This window comes from uncultured Mobiluncus sp., assembly GCF_902488535.1.
GTDB lineage: Bacteria > Actinomycetota > Actinomycetes > Actinomycetales > Actinomycetaceae > Mobiluncus.
Window position 1 is genome coordinate 26,550 of sequence record NZ_CABTWO010000012.1, and the last position, 16,678, is coordinate 43,227.

Annotated in this window: 15 protein-coding genes and 1 tRNA gene; 2 read left to right on the forward strand and 14 right to left on the reverse strand. The window is 57.8% G+C overall.

The genetic code is table 11. The features are described from left to right. Positions 1–7: 7 nt before the first annotated feature. From RDL66_RS05550 to RDL66_RS05570, 5 genes are all read right to left on the reverse strand, one after another. Entirely contained in the window at positions 8–637 is a 630-nt protein-coding gene (locus RDL66_RS05550) for a response regulator transcription factor (protein ID WP_308535787.1), read from the reverse strand. A gap of 169 nt (positions 638–806) precedes the next feature. Next, positions 807–2,270: a cell wall-binding repeat-containing protein gene (locus RDL66_RS05555; protein WP_308535788.1), complete on the reverse strand. Its 1,464-nt coding sequence runs from the start codon at positions 2,268–2,270 to the stop codon at positions 807–809. A gap of 90 nt (positions 2,271–2,360) precedes the next feature. Continuing rightward, the gene (locus tag RDL66_RS05560) at positions 2,361–3,218 is read right to left on the reverse strand and encodes a phosphatase PAP2 family protein (RefSeq protein WP_308535789.1); all 858 of its coding nucleotides are present in this window, start codon (positions 3,216–3,218) and stop codon (positions 2,361–2,363) included. Between the two features lie 165 nt (positions 3,219–3,383). Continuing rightward, positions 3,384–4,427: a TPM domain-containing protein gene (locus RDL66_RS05565; RefSeq protein ID WP_308535790.1), complete on the reverse strand. Its 1,044-nt coding sequence runs from the start codon at positions 4,425–4,427 to the stop codon at positions 3,384–3,386. 10 nt (positions 4,428–4,437) lie between these two features. Next, a complete protein-coding gene (locus RDL66_RS05570; RefSeq protein WP_308535791.1) occupies positions 4,438–5,646 on the reverse strand; it encodes an ATP-binding protein in 1,209 nt (402 codons plus the stop codon). A 36-nt stretch (positions 5,647–5,682) separates the two neighbouring features. On the opposite strand from RDL66_RS05570, the gene ispF reads away from it, so the two are divergent. After that, positions 5,683–6,270, forward strand: a complete 588-nt coding sequence (ispF, locus tag RDL66_RS05575) for a 2-C-methyl-D-erythritol 2,4-cyclodiphosphate synthase (protein WP_308535792.1) — start codon at positions 5,683–5,685, stop codon at positions 6,268–6,270. Positions 6,271–6,337: 67 nt separating this feature from the next. On the opposite strand, the gene RDL66_RS05580 is transcribed toward ispF, so the two are convergent. The 5 genes from RDL66_RS05580 to tmk form a co-directional block, all read right to left on the reverse strand. Next, on the reverse strand, positions 6,338–6,676 hold the full coding sequence (locus RDL66_RS05580) for an Lsr2 family protein (RefSeq protein ID WP_308535793.1): 339 nt from the start codon (positions 6,674–6,676) through the stop codon (positions 6,338–6,340). 718 nt (positions 6,677–7,394) lie between these two features. Next, positions 7,395–7,470: transfer RNA gene (locus tag RDL66_RS05585), tRNA-Thr, on the reverse strand. 101 nt (positions 7,471–7,571) lie between these two features. Further along, on the reverse strand, positions 7,572–9,140 hold the full coding sequence (locus RDL66_RS05590) for an alpha/beta hydrolase (protein WP_308535794.1): 1,569 nt from the start codon (positions 9,138–9,140) through the stop codon (positions 7,572–7,574). Between the two features lie 3 nt (positions 9,141–9,143). Beyond that, positions 9,144–10,496 (reverse strand): DNA polymerase III subunit delta', encoded by a 1,353-nt coding sequence (locus RDL66_RS05595; protein WP_299294662.1) that lies wholly within the window; start codon positions 10,494–10,496, stop codon positions 9,144–9,146. Beyond that, on the reverse strand, positions 10,493–11,212 hold the full coding sequence (tmk, locus tag RDL66_RS05600; protein WP_299294664.1) for a dTMP kinase: 720 nt from the start codon (positions 11,210–11,212) through the stop codon (positions 10,493–10,495). The genes RDL66_RS05595 and tmk overlap by 4 nt, the downstream gene beginning before the upstream one ends. Before the next feature lie 81 nt (positions 11,213–11,293). Here tmk and purD point away from each other — a divergent pair, with 81 nt between their 5' ends. Continuing rightward, positions 11,294–12,556 (forward strand): phosphoribosylamine--glycine ligase, encoded by a 1,263-nt coding sequence (purD, locus tag RDL66_RS05605; RefSeq protein ID WP_308535795.1) that lies wholly within the window; start codon positions 11,294–11,296, stop codon positions 12,554–12,556. A gap of 68 nt (positions 12,557–12,624) precedes the next feature. On the opposite strand, the gene fliW is transcribed toward purD, so the two are convergent. The 4 genes from fliW to RDL66_RS05625 all read right to left on the reverse strand — a co-directional run bounded on the left by fliW (position 12,625) and on the right by RDL66_RS05625 (position 16,637). Continuing rightward, a complete protein-coding gene (fliW, locus tag RDL66_RS05610; RefSeq protein ID WP_297723213.1) occupies positions 12,625–13,077 on the reverse strand; it encodes a flagellar assembly protein FliW in 453 nt (150 codons plus the stop codon). Continuing rightward, positions 13,074–14,057: a flagellin gene (locus RDL66_RS05615; protein ID WP_308535796.1), complete on the reverse strand. Its 984-nt coding sequence runs from the start codon at positions 14,055–14,057 to the stop codon at positions 13,074–13,076. Before RDL66_RS05615 ends, fliW begins: the two co-directional genes overlap by 4 nt. A 5-nt stretch (positions 14,058–14,062) precedes the next feature. Continuing rightward, on the reverse strand, positions 14,063–16,024 hold the full coding sequence (locus RDL66_RS05620) for a flagellar basal body rod C-terminal domain-containing protein (RefSeq protein ID WP_308535797.1): 1,962 nt from the start codon (positions 16,022–16,024) through the stop codon (positions 14,063–14,065). A 127-nt stretch (positions 16,025–16,151) separates the two neighbouring features. Further along, positions 16,152–16,637, reverse strand: a complete 486-nt coding sequence (locus RDL66_RS05625) for a flagellar protein FlgN (RefSeq protein ID WP_308535798.1) — start codon at positions 16,635–16,637, stop codon at positions 16,152–16,154. Positions 16,638–16,678: the final 41 nt, after the last annotated feature.

A 16,678-nucleotide genomic window follows, 5' to 3' on the forward strand; every position in this document is an offset into this window, starting at 1 on the left:
TCCCGATTCAGCCACAGTCCGCGTCGTTGTCTTGGACCACGATATAACCGCTGGAAACCGCCCACAACGCGAGGCGCGCCACGGAAGAAAAGCCGCTTTTCGCCAGCAGCTGGGTGATGTAGGACTTGATGGTGTTTTCGCTCAAATACATCTTTTTCGCGATTTCCTTGCGCGCATAACCCGCGCACACTAGGCGCAGCACCTGCATCTCGCGCTGGTTCAACTCGTTGGCGCCAAAACTGGGCAGGGCTGTGGCACCGGGGAAACTAGAGTCCCCCTGCATGGTCGAACGCAGCACAGCCAGCAAATCGGGGGTGGAAATGTTTTTGTACACGAAAGAATCGACCCCGGCCTCTTGGGCTTCCTGTACAAAAGCCGCATCTGGCATGGCGGTAAAGATGACGACCTTGAGGTTGGGGTGGTCCCGCTTGAGTTTGGCCGATTCGCTCAGGCCAGAAGAATTTTCCGTCACCACGTCCATCAGCACCAGGTCGACGGGGTGAATCCGCACCGAAGCGTGAATCGCGGCAGCATCGCTGAGTTTGTCGACAACGGTAAAATCGTCCTCGGCAGCAATCGCGGACGCGAGGGAATCCAACAGGATAGTCTGATCCTCCACAATGGTTATCCGAGTCAATTGCCTTTCCCTTTCCGATTTTCCTATCTGTGACCGCGGTGAAGCCCTGCCGCCTGTTGCTTGCAAATTTTATCAGGGCGCCCTGGGGATTTGGTTCGAATTGCCGCGAAAGGTGGTGGGGGAGCCGACACGATTCCCCACCACCAACGCTTTCGCTACAGTGCCAGTTTTAGCTGACCGGCAGCGCAACTTCCGGCTTGCCGCCGATATTATCCGCTACGGAAAGCTGCTTGACTACTTGCCCGTCGGAAAGCAGTTCAAACAGGGGGTAAGAAGATTCTTCCACCACGCGGAAACCCCAGTCTCCATTGCCGCCCCACAGGTAGGACACGTAGGGCTGGCTCGGATTTGCGGGGTTGTAAACCACGAGGAACACCATCGTTCCGTCCACATCGCTGACATAGACGATGGCATCGGGGTAACCGTCAGAGAAATAGTCTCCACGGTGTTGAATGCTGATGTGTGTACCCGTCGGCTTTTGCCAGCAGGCATTTTCAGTGTTCGGCATTTGTTCCATCAGGCCCCGAGATTCCGCCGCGTTCCAACTCGCGGTAGAGCAGGCCTGATCGGTGCCGAGGGGGTACAGCAGCCCCTGGACCAGGGAATTGGTGATTCCAGCAGTTTCACCGCAGGCGGCAATCTGGGCTGCTGCGTCAGAAACGACACCGCGTCCACCGACAACCGTGATGCCGTCCGCGTTCATCATCCGTGCCCATTCATTGATTCCCGAACCATCCGGCGGGGTCAACAGGATGACCCCATCGTTGAAGGCTCCGGCCACCATGGCATCTTTCAAAGCGTGACCGCTGGCCAGATAGACGTGGTGAACCGGGCGGGTTTGCGCCACCCAACTCGCAATGACTCTAGACGTTTCGTAACGATTCATCCCGCTGAGGCGATTCAGCTGTAAGCCTCCGGCCAGGACATTTGCCTCGGCAGCGGACACTACTCCCTCGCCACCGAGAATAACTACGCCCTGACTGGGGTGCATTGCCTGAATCTTCGCGGCCGCGGCTTGCAGGCTCGCGGGATTCGTGAAGGTCAAGATGGGTCCGTCTCTCACCACGGAAGCTGCTACAGCATCGGGTGAACCGGCCCCCGCGTTGCGGGTGACATAGACATGGGTCGGTTGGCCGTGAACTTGTACCCAACGATCGGCAATAGCGGAGGCGGTGGCGTTGCGGTCAGGGCCTTGCAGTCGGGAGCTGGAGATGCCGTGTTCGTCAAAAAATGTTTCTGCCAGTTGCTCGACTGCCCCGTAGCCGCCAAGTATCGTCACATTTTGATATTTTGCCAGAGTCTCGAGGTTCCAGCTCTTTCCATCGGTGAGGAGGATGGGCCCCACGCCCAAGGCGCCGCCGGGCAGCGCGTCCACAGGGTTGCGTGAGGAAGCCACCAGGAAATGGGGTGAACCCGTCGGGTAGGCGCGATTGGCCACCAGGTCGGAAGTCTCTATGGCGTTCGCCCCGCCCAGGCGATCCCAGGCGATACAGCTGTTAGCGGCGTAGGTATCCCCGGTGTCGGCACCTTGCGCCGCGGGCACCAACAAACCGGCGACAGCCAATGCCGCCACCGCGAATCCTGCTCCGGCCCGACTGAACCGAGAGGGGAAACTTGGGAAAGAAATATTCATGGTTACCTCCTGATATAACGGACTCTCACAGGGTATCGGCGCGCCGTGAGCGAGTAACCACCCAAAAGGGTGAAACCGCCCCGGTCGGTTTTAATGGCGGGCTTGCGTGTTGACCATCGCCAGGACCAGGCCGGCTAGGCCGATGATGGTGAGGATGGAGGCGCCCGCGGTCAATAGGCCCAGCGGGGTTAGGGCGGCGGCATGCAGGGCGGCCTCGGAAAGGGGAATGTCTGTAGTCCGCAGCCAAATCACGCCAATTCCGCTGGCCCCGATGAGGGTCGCGACCAGGGAAACCAACAGGGTAACGCGGTGGGTATGTCCGAAACGTCGGTCGGTGGCTTCCCGGGGAGTCAGCACCAAACCCCAGGCGGTGGCAATGAGAATCGCGGTGAGCACATCGGAGAGGCGGTGCCACTGGTTGAGCATCACGGCGATACCGACAAAACTGGTGGTGAGCCAGCCGATAAACACGGCTACGGAACGCCACTTGGGCACGACGACCATGACGATTCCAATCGCCGCCGTCATCGCTACCGTAGTGTGTCCGCTGGGCAGCGAGTTTGCCAAGCCTTGATAGTCCACGCCCAAGGCGGGGCGGTGAATAATCCAGTGTTTCAGGACCTGGGTGGTCAGGTTCGCGCCCGCCACCAAAATCAGGACACGAATTCCCAGTTCACGCCGTTTTCTGGCGGCGGCTATCAGAAATACCACCCCGGTCATGGCGATGAGGGCACCCATAGAAATCGTGTCCAGCGCCGCCGTGTCGGCTCCGAACAGGAACGGCTTGCCACGGCTGACCGCAAATCGGGTCAGGCCGTCGAAGTTTTGCCCCTTGACTGTAGCGAGGGACTGCTGGGCGATGAGCGCGGCGAGGATTGCGCAGACTACCGCCGCAACCAGTCGGAAAAGCTGGTTGCGGGTTAGCCGTGGCGCCGAGACCTCACTCACGTGTCAATCTTAGGTCGGTTATTCAGGGCGTTGCCAGCGCGGTGCGTGTTGTGCCTGTTCACAAGCGGGGTTCGCGCACGGGTACCGCGGTTACCGGTGTGTCGCGGTGTCGCCGAACACGTAACATCGCTGGGTACGCCACGCCACCGGCCTTGGGCCGTGAACTTAGAACTTACCGCCCCCGGAACTAAACGACGTACCCCCGGAACTGAACGAGCCGCCACTGAAATCGGAGCTGTCGCTGCTCTTGGGACGCGCGACTTGGGTTGTGTATTCGTTCACAAAGACATCGTTGGAGCCCGTAATCTGGTCCGAACCAGGCACGACGTAATAGGTCGCTCCCGACTGCAGCTGCGCCGTATCGTGCTTTTTCCTGATCCGGCGCATCACCATGGTGCCGGCACCGCCACCGAGGGCTGCCGCCCCGGCGGCACCGGCAGCGGTGGACTCCAGGGTCATGGGGTGAGGCAGTGGGTGACTCTCGCTGTAGGGTGTCCCGGCTTTCCATTGTTCCAGGTAATCTGCCACTTGGGTCAGGTAGACCTCCATGCCGTCGTCCCAGTGGTCATCGCCCAAGGGCTGTTTGACGTGGTAATAGAGCTTCTCGGTGCCATAAACGGTGAAGGCTTTTTCACCATCCCCGTGACCCAGGAACCACAAATCGCGCGAGGTGGGGTTGATTACCATGAGTACCCCGTTGGCGTCCTTTTCCCCCAAGCCAAGCTGGTTGGCGTTGTAATAGTTCGCTGCCCACTGTTCCGGGGTCTGATAATTGAAATCGTCCACGGTCACGGCATAGGGCGCAATCCCGTACTTCTCAGCCAAAGCCGCCATCTGCTTTTCCCAGCCGGCAATCTTGGATTTACTAAATACCCCGGAATGGTCACGGATGAAAGGCGCCGCGGATTTCACATCCGGCTGTCCGCCCACGTAGGGCACCTGCTCCTTATCGGGGAATTCGATGATGTCGCCTAATTCGGTATGAGTCAGTTCCGCGGAGGTAGCCGGTTCGTCGCTAGTTTCCGGGGCATCGTCCGGATTAGGGGGCGGAGTCTGCGTCGGCAGTACCCCAGGTGACGCAACCGATACAGAAAACGCGGCAGGGCTGACTTCTTCGCCCGCCGCTGCGGGCAGGGCGAAACCAACCGACGGAGCCAGAGCCACCGCTAGCGCGCCCACGGAATAAAGAATCGTCTTACGCATATTCATGATCTTCACCTCAATCAAAAAATATCGGCATCAGGAACGGAATAAAGATGGCGCCAAAAATGATGGCGAGGGGGATGGCGATGCCTAACAGTCCGCCCCAGTACTTGCGCTCGGATACCGGGAACGTGCCCACGAACTTGCCGGTTTGCCCGTTCATCGCATAGTTGTAGTTTTTGCCTTGGAAATCGACATTCATCAGCCACATCGGCAGGAACACGTATTCGAGTTCCCCGAAAGCCGGTTGGATGGAGGTGTTGATTGTCGAGACTGTGTCGTAGCCGCTGATTGAGTTCCGCAGCACTTCCTCGGTGGAGTCTTTCATGCGTTCCAAAGCGCGGGGGTTGGCGTCTTGCGCTTCCACGTCATATTTGTTGGTCATGAAGCCTGTCAGGTAGGCGGGGGAAAACGCGACCGACTTGGTGTAGTCAAAAGGTTCGATGGATTCCGTGAGCTTATCGGTGACTTTCGTGGTGCCCGCCACCGGCACGTCCAGGAAAGCGACGTTGGCGCTGCGATACACCTGATATTCCTGATGTTGGGTGTATTCGTATTCCGAATCGGTCCAGGTGCGGATGTTTTCGCAACTAAAGTTGCCTTCACCGGCGACCGTTGCGTCATACAGCCAGTATGGCACGTAAACGCCTTGGATGTCGTCGACGCTGACCTGCTTAAACTCTCTGGGAATGAGTTTCAGCCCCTTCATGTTGGCTTTGAAAGCCTCCAAGGCCTGTTCTTTGGTCATCGCAAAGGGAATCATCCGGTCGGGGACGCGGGTGCTGGTCAGCTGTCCGGTCGCCACGAAGTTGTTGTTGCACCAGGGGCATCGGGCGCTGACCATGTCGGGCGAACCGATGATTTCCCCACCGCAGGAATTACACTGGAACTGAGCCATTTTCTGTCCGGTCGCTTCGTCCAGATAGGTGGGCGGGGGCTCCACCCAACCGGGTTGACCCTCGGCAGGAGTGGTGGAAATCTGGGTTTCCGGGGTGGCAGCGGCTCCCGCCCCTCCGGCAGCGCCGGAGCCGCCGGCGCCGGAAGTCCCCGCCTGTTGCGCGTGCGCGGCATCGAGTTCCGCGTTGGCTTGGGAGATACCGTTGAACTGGTTGACCTCCTCGACTGTGAATGAAGCCCCGCAAAAGCTGCACTTCATCTTGCCGCTGGGCACATCAAAGTTAATGGGAGCACCGCAGGACGGACATTTTAGCTGCACATCGCTCACGATCGACTGGCCTCCTTAGCTTGTATCCGCTTGGGGATGAGCAAAATTCGCTACAATCCCCAGACTAAAGTGCTGGTCAGGGGAATACACCACCCAAAAGGGTTAAATACCACCAACATTCCAATTAGGATTTTATTCATGGATTTCCGAGTTGGCCAAGGTTTTGACGCGCATCGTTTTGCTGCCGGTGAGCCGGTGGCGGGCCGCCCGCTCAAGGTGGGGACCCTGTCTTTTCCTGCCCATGCGCCGCTGGAGGGGCATTCGGATGGTGACGTGGCTGCCCATGCCTTGACCGACGCCCTGCTCACGGCCGCCGGGTTGGGCGACTTGGGCACCAACTTTGGGGTGTCGCGTCCGGAGTTTGCCGGAGCCGGCGGGGAAGTGTTTTTGAGCGCGGCTATGCAGATGCTGCACGAGGCCGGTTGGGCGGTAATCAATGCCAGCGTGACTGTTATCGGTCAGGAGCCGCGGCTCGGCCCGCGCTACGCTGAAGCTGAGGCGGCGTTGGGGAATATCCTGGGGGCGCCGGTGTCTTTTTCGGCCACGACGACTGATCGCATGGGTTTTACAGGGAATAAGGAAGGACTGGCCGCCCTGGCAATTTGTTTATTGCGTCGAAAATAAAGTTTCGCCGCAATAGGCCGGACGGTCAGTCCTTACGTGTTATGAAGTTTTCGAGGCGAAATAGCCCTTAGTTATTGCCGGTCGCGGCGCGGTATTGGTCGATGAGTTTTTGCGGAACGCGGCCGCGGTCGTTGACCGGAATTCCTTTTTCGCTAGCCCAAGCGCGCACGCGGCGGTTGAGTTCGCGAATCTCACTGTTTGCCGCCGGGGCAGTTCCACGGCGGCGGCGGCCGGAAACTTTACGTCCAGACTTAATCCAGCGTGCCAGGCTGTCGCGCAGTTCCTTAGCGTGGGTTTCGTTTAAATCAATTTCATAGTTGACGTTGTCCAAACCAAAGGTGACCGTCTCGGCTGCGTCCGAGCCGTCAATATCGTCAATCAGAATGGTTTTTACTTTCTTAGCCATGTGGTGCCCTCCATAAGTATGAGTGTATGAATAGTTCTATATTAGACATCGATGAATAATTAATTCAACCCCGGACGGTAACGATTTTCAGAATAAGAGGTTCGATGAATTAAGGTTGTCTGCCACAATTAGGGGCTCAATTAAGGTTTAGTCCCCGGCAACTAGCGTCATTATTATAAAATACAATTCGGTTATTTGGTTTCATTAAGCACGGAAGAGGATTTTCAGACGAGCTTGTTTTATCGGCCTGGAAAGAAGTGAATGCAGAGCTTACAGCCGATTTTGAAATAATTTCTGGCACTGGAATTGCACAGAAATACCTCTAGGGTGTGGAAACTGGGGCCTCCTTGCTGCGAGCATGCGCAAGCTCATAGGCGGTCTGCATATCCAGCCACAGGCGGGCATTACCGATTCCCGCAAATTCCATATCTTCACTCGCGAACCTCTACAAATCATTATCCAAAGATGGCGACCCATCCTTGGCGGAATCGTGGAAGTGATCATGAAACGATTCTGCACGTCAGCGAGGTTTAGAGGGCATTCCGTTGCGGTTCTACAGTACTTGCGCTGCGGTTTTACAACGGTAAGAGGTGCCTCTCTAGGGCAACATTGTGAGGAATACAGCAGCGTTTCTAGGTCTCTTATTGGCTGGGTATTGGCATTTTGATTTTTTCGACTTAATCGAAAGCGGTTTTCATTGAAATATCAACGAAAAACGTGGAGCCGCCTGAGAGAATCGAACTCTCGACCTATTCATTACGAGTGAATCGCTCTGCCGACTGAGCTAAGGCGGCGGTGTGCAAAATGCGCGGGTTTCATTTTAGCCTGAAACAGAGGTCGTTCCAAACTTTGGCAGGCAGACCCCGCTACCGGTACCAGCGTGCCGCGGGCACGCCTAATCCAGCTGGCAGGTGTCGCTGCTCGTACCCGCGATTTTGCCCGAAACCAGGTAAGTGTCAGTGATGGTTTTGACGCAGCCCGGCGCGTAGGAGTTGTAGGCCGTATGGTTCCAGCCTTGCACGGTCAACAGCTTGGAATGGCGCATCATCTGGCGGGTGTGCTGAGCCATTTTCAGCGGTGTGGCGGGGTCCCCGGTGGTCCCAATCAGCAGGATGTCCTCCTCTAACGGGGGATTGATCTCGCGTTTCGCCGTGGTTTTTGCCCTAACTGGCCAGTTTTCCGCTCCGAGGGAACTGTACGAGAAAAATTCCCCGACGGTGGGATAATCCGCCTCTATCTTTGCCGCGTCCGCTTTCCATTGCGCCATGTCGCCGACTGGCTCATAGTCCAGTGAATTGATAACAATGAACGCATCGGAGGAGTTGTTTTGATACGTGCCGTCCGCGTTGCGTTCGTTGTAAAAATCGGCACTATTCAGAAGGCCGGTGCCGTCAGACTCGTTTAGGGCTTGGGACAGGGCGGGCAACAGCTGCTGCCACCAGGAGCCAGTGTTGTACATATTGCCAATCAGCCCAGTAAAGGCTTGGGTGGCGGTCAGTTCGCGGCCTCTCTTGGCGGGCATAGGGTTGGTTTTCAAAGTATCCAGCAGGGATTTGATCTGAGACATTCCCGAATCCACGTCGCCGTGCAGCGGACACTGTTTGGCGTGCTTTTGCTGGCATTGTGCTACGAATTCTCGCAGAGAGGCCTCAAACCCGCTGGCTTGCAGGGTCGAAACCTGGTTCATGTCCATGGACGGGTCAAGCACCCCGTCCAGCACCATGCGTCCCACCCGGGACGGAAAAAGGTCCGCGTAAATCGCACCCAGGTAAGTACCGTAAGAAAATCCCAGGTAGTAAAGCCTTTCATCGCCGAGCGCGGCCCGCATTATATCCATATCGCGGGCGGTGTTTTCCGTGCTGGCAAAACGGGTCATCTGCGGGGAATTCTTTAGGCACTTTTCCCCCAGGGCTTTATAGTCGGCGATATCTGCCGCGCGTCCGGCTTCGGTAGAAAGGTCATAATAGGTCGAGTTGTCCTCATCAAGTTCCTGGTCAGTGCGGCATTTGATGGCAGGCTGCGAAGACCCGACCCCGCGGGGATCAAACCCCAGCACGTCATAGTAGTTTCGCACCGTGTCACTAAAGAAATAGGCCACGTTTTCGGGTTTCATGTTTTCCAGTCCGGAGCCGCCGGGCCCGCCGGGGTTCATAATGAGCGTCCCGATACGTGTTGCTTTGTTGGCGGTATTTAGCCGTTTCATCGCGATTTTGGCGTGTTCGCCCTGGGGGTTGTCATAGTCGAGGGGCACTTCCAGCATGGCGCACTCGAAGTCGCCGCCGCAGTTCTTCCATTGCAGGTCTTGGGCATAATACTCGGCGAGTCTCGGCTGGTCCACAGTTTGGGTGGGGCTGGGCGGTTTGGAGGGCTGCGCCAAGGGTTTTTCCGGGGCGCAGCCAGCCAACCCCGCCAGTGCCAGTCCCACGGCAGCCATAATCCCGAAACCTTTTGTCAGCTTGTTCATTCTCTACCTTCCGTTCACCTTACATTTTGCCCTATTCCGGTCTGCCAGTTCTACACAAAGCGCCTCGATGTCCAGGGTGGTGTTACCGTTTCCCATCAGGCGGCGTCGCGCTCGACGAATCGCCTCCAACCGGGCTGTAGTTTCGGCCAGGGACTGCGATCCGGTCCCGACCCTCGCCACGTACGCATCGACCAGCTCACCGGCTGGTCGCGACAGATTGATACGCGGCTGGGCGGACCCCGCTTGTGCCAGCAAAACATCGCGGTAAAAGCCCGAAATGTCGCCCAAAACCCGGTCCCAAGTATCGAAGCTGGCGCGCCGGGCCCGCCGGTGCGCATCGGTCTCGCTGAGCTTGGCTCCCCGCAGGGCTGACTTCACATCCCGGGGCAGCCGGGAATCGGGTGTGTCGGCCGCCAGACCGAAAGCCTCCAGGACTTTCGCGCGTTCCTCCTGGTCGTTGGCGCCGCGCAGAGCCTCGGCCTGTTTGTCTACGAGCTTCACCAGGGCGGCCGCCGTCCACATCGCCTCAGCGCTGGAGCTCATTTGCGAAATCATCCGCAGCATCCCGACCCGTTCGGCGCGCAGCTGCGGATCATAGGCCAAAGCCCGGGCCCGTCCCACGTGCGATTCGGCGGCGGCGGCGACTTCGGCGGCGAGTTCGGGGCTGATGGAGGCATCTTGACGAACCAGCAGCTCCGCCACCGCGGCGGGGCTGGGCAGGGTGAGTTGCACTAGGCGGGTGCGTGAGCGAACGGTCGAAAGCACGTCGGCGGCGCTGGGGGCGCACAGCACCCACACGGTACGCTCGGGCGGTTCCTCGATGGATTTCAGCAGCAGGTTGGAGCTGTATTCACTCATGCGGTCGTAGTCTTCGATGATGATGATGTTCCACTCTCCACGGACAGGCCGCCGGTAAGCCTGCTGGACCAGGGCTTTCACATCATCAAACTTGATCTCGACCATTTCGGTGGTCATCACGCTGACATCGGCATGGGTGCCTTGGCGCACATCGCGACAGGCGGCGCAGATTCCGCAACCGGGATTGTCCGGATCCTCACATTCCAAGGCGGCCGCGAAGGCTTTGGCGGCGGTGGAGCGCCCCGAGCCGGGCGGCCCGACCACCAGCCAGGAATGTGTCATCGCCGCGAGGTTCGTGCCGGAGTCCGTCTGCGCAGCTGGCGTGGCGTTTTCCGGCGCGGTCATAAGGTCAGCAGGGCGGTTTTGGGCCGCGATAAGGTCCCGGGCGGCTGCGGCCGCTTGGGAGAACTGAGAGATGGCTCGGGTCTGACCTGCTACCTCAGCCCATACACCGCCGCTGGGGTTGATACTCATGTTCACCGCGACTTTCCGGCTCACCACGATTTGATAACCGGCAGCATCTGAGCCAGACGCAGTCGCACCTGAGTGGCGATTTCCTCTACCGGCAGGCTCGCGTCAACGACCAGCCAAGTGTCCTGACCCTCGCTCATCCGCAGAAAATCCTCCCGAACCCGCTTTTGAAAGTCGAGCCCGGCGCGTTCCATCCGATCCGGGCTGCCCAGGGACGCATCGGCAGCCTGGCGAGCTGCTGCTGTCTCGGGGTCCAGGTCTAGCAGTACCGTCAGGTTTGGCACCAATCCCCCCGTAGCCCACATGGACAAAACGCGGATTTCTCGGGCTCCGAGTTCCCGCCCGTGCCCCTGATAGGCGATAGAGGAAGCCAGATAGCGGTCAGTAATCACGACTTTGCCGTCGTTAATAGCGGGAATAATGAGCTTGTGCACGTGCTGGGCACGGTCAGCGGCAAACAGCAGCGCCTCGGCACGAGCCGACACATCCCCAGCGTCCAGCAGCAGTTGGCGCAGAGCCACCCCCAGGTCGGTCCCGCCGGGCTCGCGCGTCTCGATGACGTCCCATCCCTGTTGGCGAACCCACGACGCAGCCCGCGCAATTTGGGTGGTCTTGCCCACCCCGTCGCAGCCTTCAAAAGCCACAAACAGACCCTGGGTGGGGCGAACCTCCACCACTCGGCCAAAGTCAACGTTGGTTTGCGGGCGAAACTCGCCCATCCCGAGCGCTTCTGTAAACGACATACCCACATCCTAACAGCCGCCCCGAAGGCAAAATTTTGCTCCCTATTATTGACAAGTCTAAAAAGCTATTAAACTGAGATTATGAAGGTTTTACTTTTGGGAAGCGGCGGGCGTGAACACGCGCTGGCCAGGGCTATCGCTAAATCAACACTGTTGGACAAGTTTTGGATTGCTCCCGGTAATCCCGGCACCGCCGCTCTCGGGGAAAACGTCAAATGTGCCATTGACGAACCGGCGCAGGTGTTGGAACTGGCACGGTCTTTGCACCCTGATTTGGTGGTGATCGGACCGGAAGCCCCCCTGGTCAAAGGGGTCGCCGATGTCCTGCGTGAGGCGGGGTATAAAGTTTTTGGTCCCGGACGTTTGGCCGCCCGCCTGGAGGGCTCCAAAGCGTTTGCGAAAACGATTATGCGCCAAGCCCGGGTCGCTACCGCCGCTTCGGTAGCCTGCTGTACTCTGGACGAGGCCCGGGATGCTTTGCAGCGTTTCGGGGCTCCTTACGTGGTCAAGCAAGACGGCTTGGCCGCCGGGAAAGGCGTGGTGGTGACGTCTGACTTCGACACCGCCGTGGCCCACGCCGCCGCCTGCATTGAAGCGATGGCGAATCCCCACGAACCCGCGGTCGTCATCGAAGAATTCTTGGACGGGCCAGAAGCCTCGGTGTTCTGCATCTGTGATGGTCACGACGTGGTTGCTCTGCCCGCTGCCCAGGATTACAAACGCGCCTACGACCACAACGAGGGACCCAACACGGGCGGCATGGGCGCCTACTCGCCGCTGCCGTGGGCTCCGGAGGATCTGGCGCGGCGCACTGCCCAGGAAATCGCTGTCCCGGTGTGTAATGTGCTGGCTAACCAGGGCTGCGATTTCATCGGTTTGCTTTATGTGGGTCTGGCTCTGACTTCGCGTGGGCCGCGGGTGGTCGAGTTCAACGTTCGGTTTGGGGATCCGGAAACGCAGTCGGTGCTGGAACGCCTGGATACGGATTTGTTAGCGCTGTTGGCAGCGGCGGCCGATGGTAACCTGGCGGCGGCCCCACAGCTCAAGGTCAGCGATGAGGCCGTGGTGAACGTGGTGCTGGCCGCCTCCGGTTATCCGCAGGCGCCCGTGAAGGGCGGTGTCATCACCGGTCTGGACGCCGCGAGCCAGGTGCCGGGGGTACATATTATTCACGCGGGCACGAAAGTCAACGATGCTGGTCAGTTGATTGCCAACGGGGGACGGGTGCTGTCAGTAGTTGCGCGGGGAAGTGACTTGAGCGAAGCTCGGCAGCGCGCCTACCAAGCCATCCAGAGCATCGCCCTAGAGAACTCGCACTACCGCACGGACATAGCTAAGTTCTAAGAACAACCCTAGCGCCGCGGCTCGTGCCGGGGCGCTGAAAGGTCATCTTGGTACCGAAAAACTGAAATTTAGGATTCCTTGGGGTCTCCGATGGGCGCCTGTAACGGCCAGTCCTGATCCTCTAACACGACCTGCAAGGCATTCATGTTTTCTGGATTAATCACCAGGGGTGCCAGCAGGTTTGCCGTGTGGGGATAGGACCCCGTCGCGGGGTGGACAATGACGAGAATGAAAGGTTCCTCGCCCTTGTTCAAGCCAACGCGATCCCGCGCTGAGGAGGGAATCATCGGGGTGTAGCCGTCAAAGAAGGCAATCGGCGGAACCGCAAAGAGGCGAACGTTGGGGTCAATAACAGACTTCAAAGTCCATAGAACCCCGGTCTCGTCCACTGCGGTCAGGCTGAAATCCAGGTGGCTTTCCAGGCCTGGCATGGGCCGAACCATCCGGATTTTGAGCATCGGAAAATCCTCGCCGTCGCCGGCGGTTTCAGTGTTTTCGGTAACTTCGTCGTTAGTGCTCATCGTAAGTAGTCTAGCAAACTTGGTTGCACGACACGCTGAGTTGAGCTAAGGGAAGCTTGGTAAGCCATATTCGCCAGTGACATTTCAATCGTGGCGGCTTGAATATCGACGTTTTCGACATCTGAAAGCTGTTTTTTGACGGCTTGCAGGTCCCCAACAATGTTGTCTTGAGCCTCGATAACTTGCTTGTGGCGTGCCCCTAACGTAGACATGCCCTCATACAAATCTTGGGCCTTCTTGTCGAGCTGGTTCTGGATAGCCAGAAGTTTGTCGACATTATCGCCTTCCAGGGTTCCGGTGCGCAGAATCTTGGCGGCCTCTGTCAGAAGGTTCATGGCGGAGGGGTTGTTGGAAGTGTCGATGGTGGTGGCTGGGGTGCCGGTCCACTTGATAGTACCGGTGCCAAAAATTTGGTTTCCGTCCATATTCGCCGGCAGTGTCGTGTTGGCGTTGATGCGACGATTTACGGGCTTCGCGGTCACTTCGTCTGTCTCGGTGGGCAGGAAAATCCGGTTTCCCTCAGTGTCCACACCGGGGCGGAAAACGCTGCCTTTGTCGGAGTTTCCGGCGAAAACTGTGCGTCCCAGGTAGGTGGCGTTGGTCTGAGACATGATGGCTTGAGCCTGCTGTTCGAGGTCTGCGGCGAGAGCCCGCAGCGAGGTGGGTCCGTTGGCCGAGTTCACGGAGTGAATCAGGGTGCTCTTGGCCTTACGGTACATATCTGACACGGAAAGCATGGCGGAATCCGCTGTTTGCATCCAGGAAGCGGCGTCGTCAATGTTCCGGCTGTACTGTTCAGTTGCGGACAGCTCCTTGCGCAGGCGCATCGAGGAAACGGACGAGGCTGGGTCATCAGATGCGAACTTCATGCGTTTGCCGGAGGACATCTGTTCGTTGACGTCGGCCAAGCGGGTGAAGTTTCGCTGCACGGATGCCAAAGAGGAACTAGCCATCATCGAGGTTGTCATGCGGGTAATCATGCCACTCACCTACCTAGGTTGATAAGGGTCTCCAGCATCTGGTTAACAGTGCTGGTGATTCTGGCCGCGCCCGCATAGGCGTGCTGGCCGCGAATCAGGTTCATTACTTCTTCGTTCATGTCCACACTGGACTGGCTCTTTTGCTGTTGCTCCGCAATCTGGCGCGTTTGCTCCGCCAAGTTGTATTTGTCGGAGGCTCCCGAGGCGTGTACCCCGATGTCCACGACGGACTTACCCCATTCGTTGAGGGCTGAGGTGGGCGAGTCCTGCTGGCCTCCCAGCCTCAGAGCAACCGAACCGTCATAGATACCACCAACCTCTACACCGGCGGCGATGGCCTGTGGGTCAGTAATCGCGACTTTGAGGCGCATCGCGGCGGGCAGTTTGTTGTCGGTAGCGGCAAACTTAAAGAAGTCCCCACCGTCCTCCTTCACGGTTTCGTAGATGGCGGCATGTCCGGGATTGCCCTTTTCAAGTTCTGCTACCTTGTCTTGCACGGCCCGGTCGAAAAGCTCGTCAGTCTTGTAGTCGCTACGCTTTATGGTTACGTTTGCGTCTACCAGACGGTCCGGATCGTTCGTGTCTTTGCTCAGGTCCGCGAGCTTGAACGTCACTTCTTTAGTCAAAAGGGTCTTTGTGTTGTTTTTCCCGCCATCGTTGGCGTGGATGGCGTTGACTTCCGTGGCGATATTCGTAGCCACGTCGTTATAGAGTTTGCCGGCTTCTGCCCAAGAGCCGCCCTTGCCGATGGTTCCGGACACTCCGGGAATCTCGGCCGGTCGTAAGTTTTGGGCAATACCGCCGATGACTCCTTCTTTAATAGCGATTTCATGTCCGCCAATGTCCCAGGTCAAGCGCACCGGACCTTCATCGCGATGAAAATCGCCCAGAGCAAACTCCTGATCGGTGCCACCGACTTTCTTGCCATTATCCTCCATGTCATAGAAGGCTACGTATTTGTGACCGACTTTCGACGGATCGGGGGCATCCTTATCGGTATATACGCTCACCTTTGCCTGGTATTTCTGGATTTCAACCCCGTTGCGGGTAAATATAGCGTCCAGGCTCTTTCCGCCGGCAGTAAGGGCATCGACAGATTTTTGGTACATCTCGCGCGGAGCCGCATCAATTCCCGGCATGTCATAAGAACCGGAAACCACAAAATGGTTCGCATAGTCCTTGCCGACCAGAGAGTTACCGGACAGCATGATTTCAATCGTGCCGTCTTCGTAAGCAGTCCCAATCATGGACGGATGCGGAGCATTTTCTTTCGTGTAAATCGCTTTCGACTTTCGCACGGTGGCCCCAGTTAGCTCCGAAATATGCAGGGCGAGCTTGTCACGTTCATCAATCAGGTGGTTTACGTTTTGGCCCACCAAGGTTCCTCTACGAATCCGGTCGTTGAGGTTTACCACGGAATCCATAGTGGCATTCAGGTCAGAAACATGGGCTTCCAGTTCGTGCCTGGCGTTCTTCCACTGGTCAGAAATGTGCGTGTACCCGGTCTGAATCTGGGTCACGAGCGCTTGGGCGTTACCAATGGCGGTCGAGCGCGCCCCACGGTTGTCCGAAGAATTGTTGACGTCTCCCCAAGACTTGTAGAATTCGCGTAGTGAGTTGGACACAGACATCTTGCCCAACTCGTCCATAGACGCTTCAATCGCTTTCCAGGATTGGGAAACCTGTTTTGCAGAAGCGGCACGGCCGGTCTCCAAACGGAGTTTCGCGTCGAGAAAGAAGTCGCCCAAACGACTTTCCCCGGTGATCTCTACGCCGCCGCCCTGGGGTACTGATCCAGCCCAGATAGAGGGTTCGGAACCGATGCCAAGAGCTTTTTGGTCGACGCGCTGGCGCGTGTATCCGGGGGTGTTCATGTTGTTTATGTTCTGCCCGGAAACCTCGATGAGACGTTGGGCTGCATAAAGACCGGTCAATCCGGCGTTCAGCGAAGAAAACGTTGAACCCATCGGAGTGTCCTTTCTCTAGCCTGTGTGCTTACTCAATCTTTGTGTCGCCTCTCGCGCCCACGTTTAAGCTCATCGGCTTGAAAAGCTCAGATATAAGAATTTTTTCAAAAACCCCGTGGTCTTGTTCTTACATTGAGGTGTCAAGCATGGTGGATTCACCTGTTCCGGAAGCGTGGATTCCGCCGTCCTCACCGTAAGTTTCTTCCGCTCCTTGCATGCTCATCAGGGTTTCCTGGGTGGCGCGTTGCAGGGAGGCCAGGACTTCCTGGTTTGCCTGGGACATATCGGCGATTTCAGAAGTCAGGGAGATGAGGGCTCCGCGGTGCTGGTTCAGCAGGGTCTTCCACGGTTCGTCGGCTGCCTCGGCGATTTCTTTCAGGGAGGCCTCGGGCGGCAGTCCCAAGTCGACCGCCACGGCTTCAGATTCCATAGAGCGTTCCAGTTCCATCGTTTGGGCCTGCGCAATGACGGCTTCCAGTTCACGAGTGGCGCGCGGCAGCCACCGGGACGAGGCCGTGGAAGTAATCAAACGTTCTTCCTCCAGCTTGAACAGCATGACCTCCAGAGTTTCGCGTTGTTTCCACAGCTGGCGTGATAATGCGTCCAATGACATAGCGTCCTCCTCCTCAGTCAGCACAATCGTCAATGCTTGAC

What these genes read in the sequence shown, in the direction of transcription:
- RDL66_RS05555 (WP_308535788.1), bottom strand. Translation starts at nt 2,270, where the DNA reads ATGAATATTTCTTTCCCAAGTTTCCCCTCTCGGTTCAGTCGGGCCGGA.
- RDL66_RS05565 (WP_308535790.1), bottom strand. Translation starts at nt 4,427, where the DNA reads ATGAATATGCGTAAGACGATTCTTTATTCCGTGGGCGCGCTAGCGGTG.
- ispF (WP_308535792.1), top strand. Translation starts at nt 5,683, where the DNA reads ATGAGCAAAATTCGCTACAATCCCCAGACTAAAGTGCTGGTCAGGGGA.
- RDL66_RS05580 (WP_308535793.1), bottom strand. Translation starts at nt 6,676, where the DNA reads ATGGCTAAGAAAGTAAAAACCATTCTGATTGACGATATTGACGGCTCG.
- RDL66_RS05590 (WP_308535794.1), bottom strand. Translation starts at nt 9,140, where the DNA reads ATGAACAAGCTGACAAAAGGTTTCGGGATTATGGCTGCCGTGGGACTG.
- tmk (WP_299294664.1), bottom strand. Translation starts at nt 11,212, where the DNA reads ATGTCGTTTACAGAAGCGCTCGGGATGGGCGAGTTTCGCCCGCAAACC.
- purD (WP_308535795.1), top strand. Translation starts at nt 11,294, where the DNA reads ATGAAGGTTTTACTTTTGGGAAGCGGCGGGCGTGAACACGCGCTGGCC.
- fliW (WP_297723213.1), bottom strand. Translation starts at nt 13,077, where the DNA reads ATGAGCACTAACGACGAAGTTACCGAAAACACTGAAACCGCCGGCGAC.
- RDL66_RS05615 (WP_308535796.1), bottom strand. Translation starts at nt 14,057, where the DNA reads ATGATTACCCGCATGACAACCTCGATGATGGCTAGTTCCTCTTTGGCA.
- RDL66_RS05620 (WP_308535797.1), bottom strand. Translation starts at nt 16,024, where the DNA reads ATGGGTTCAACGTTTTCTTCGCTGAACGCCGGATTGACCGGTCTTTAT.
- RDL66_RS05625 (WP_308535798.1), bottom strand. Translation starts at nt 16,637, where the DNA reads ATGTCATTGGACGCATTATCACGCCAGCTGTGGAAACAACGCGAAACT.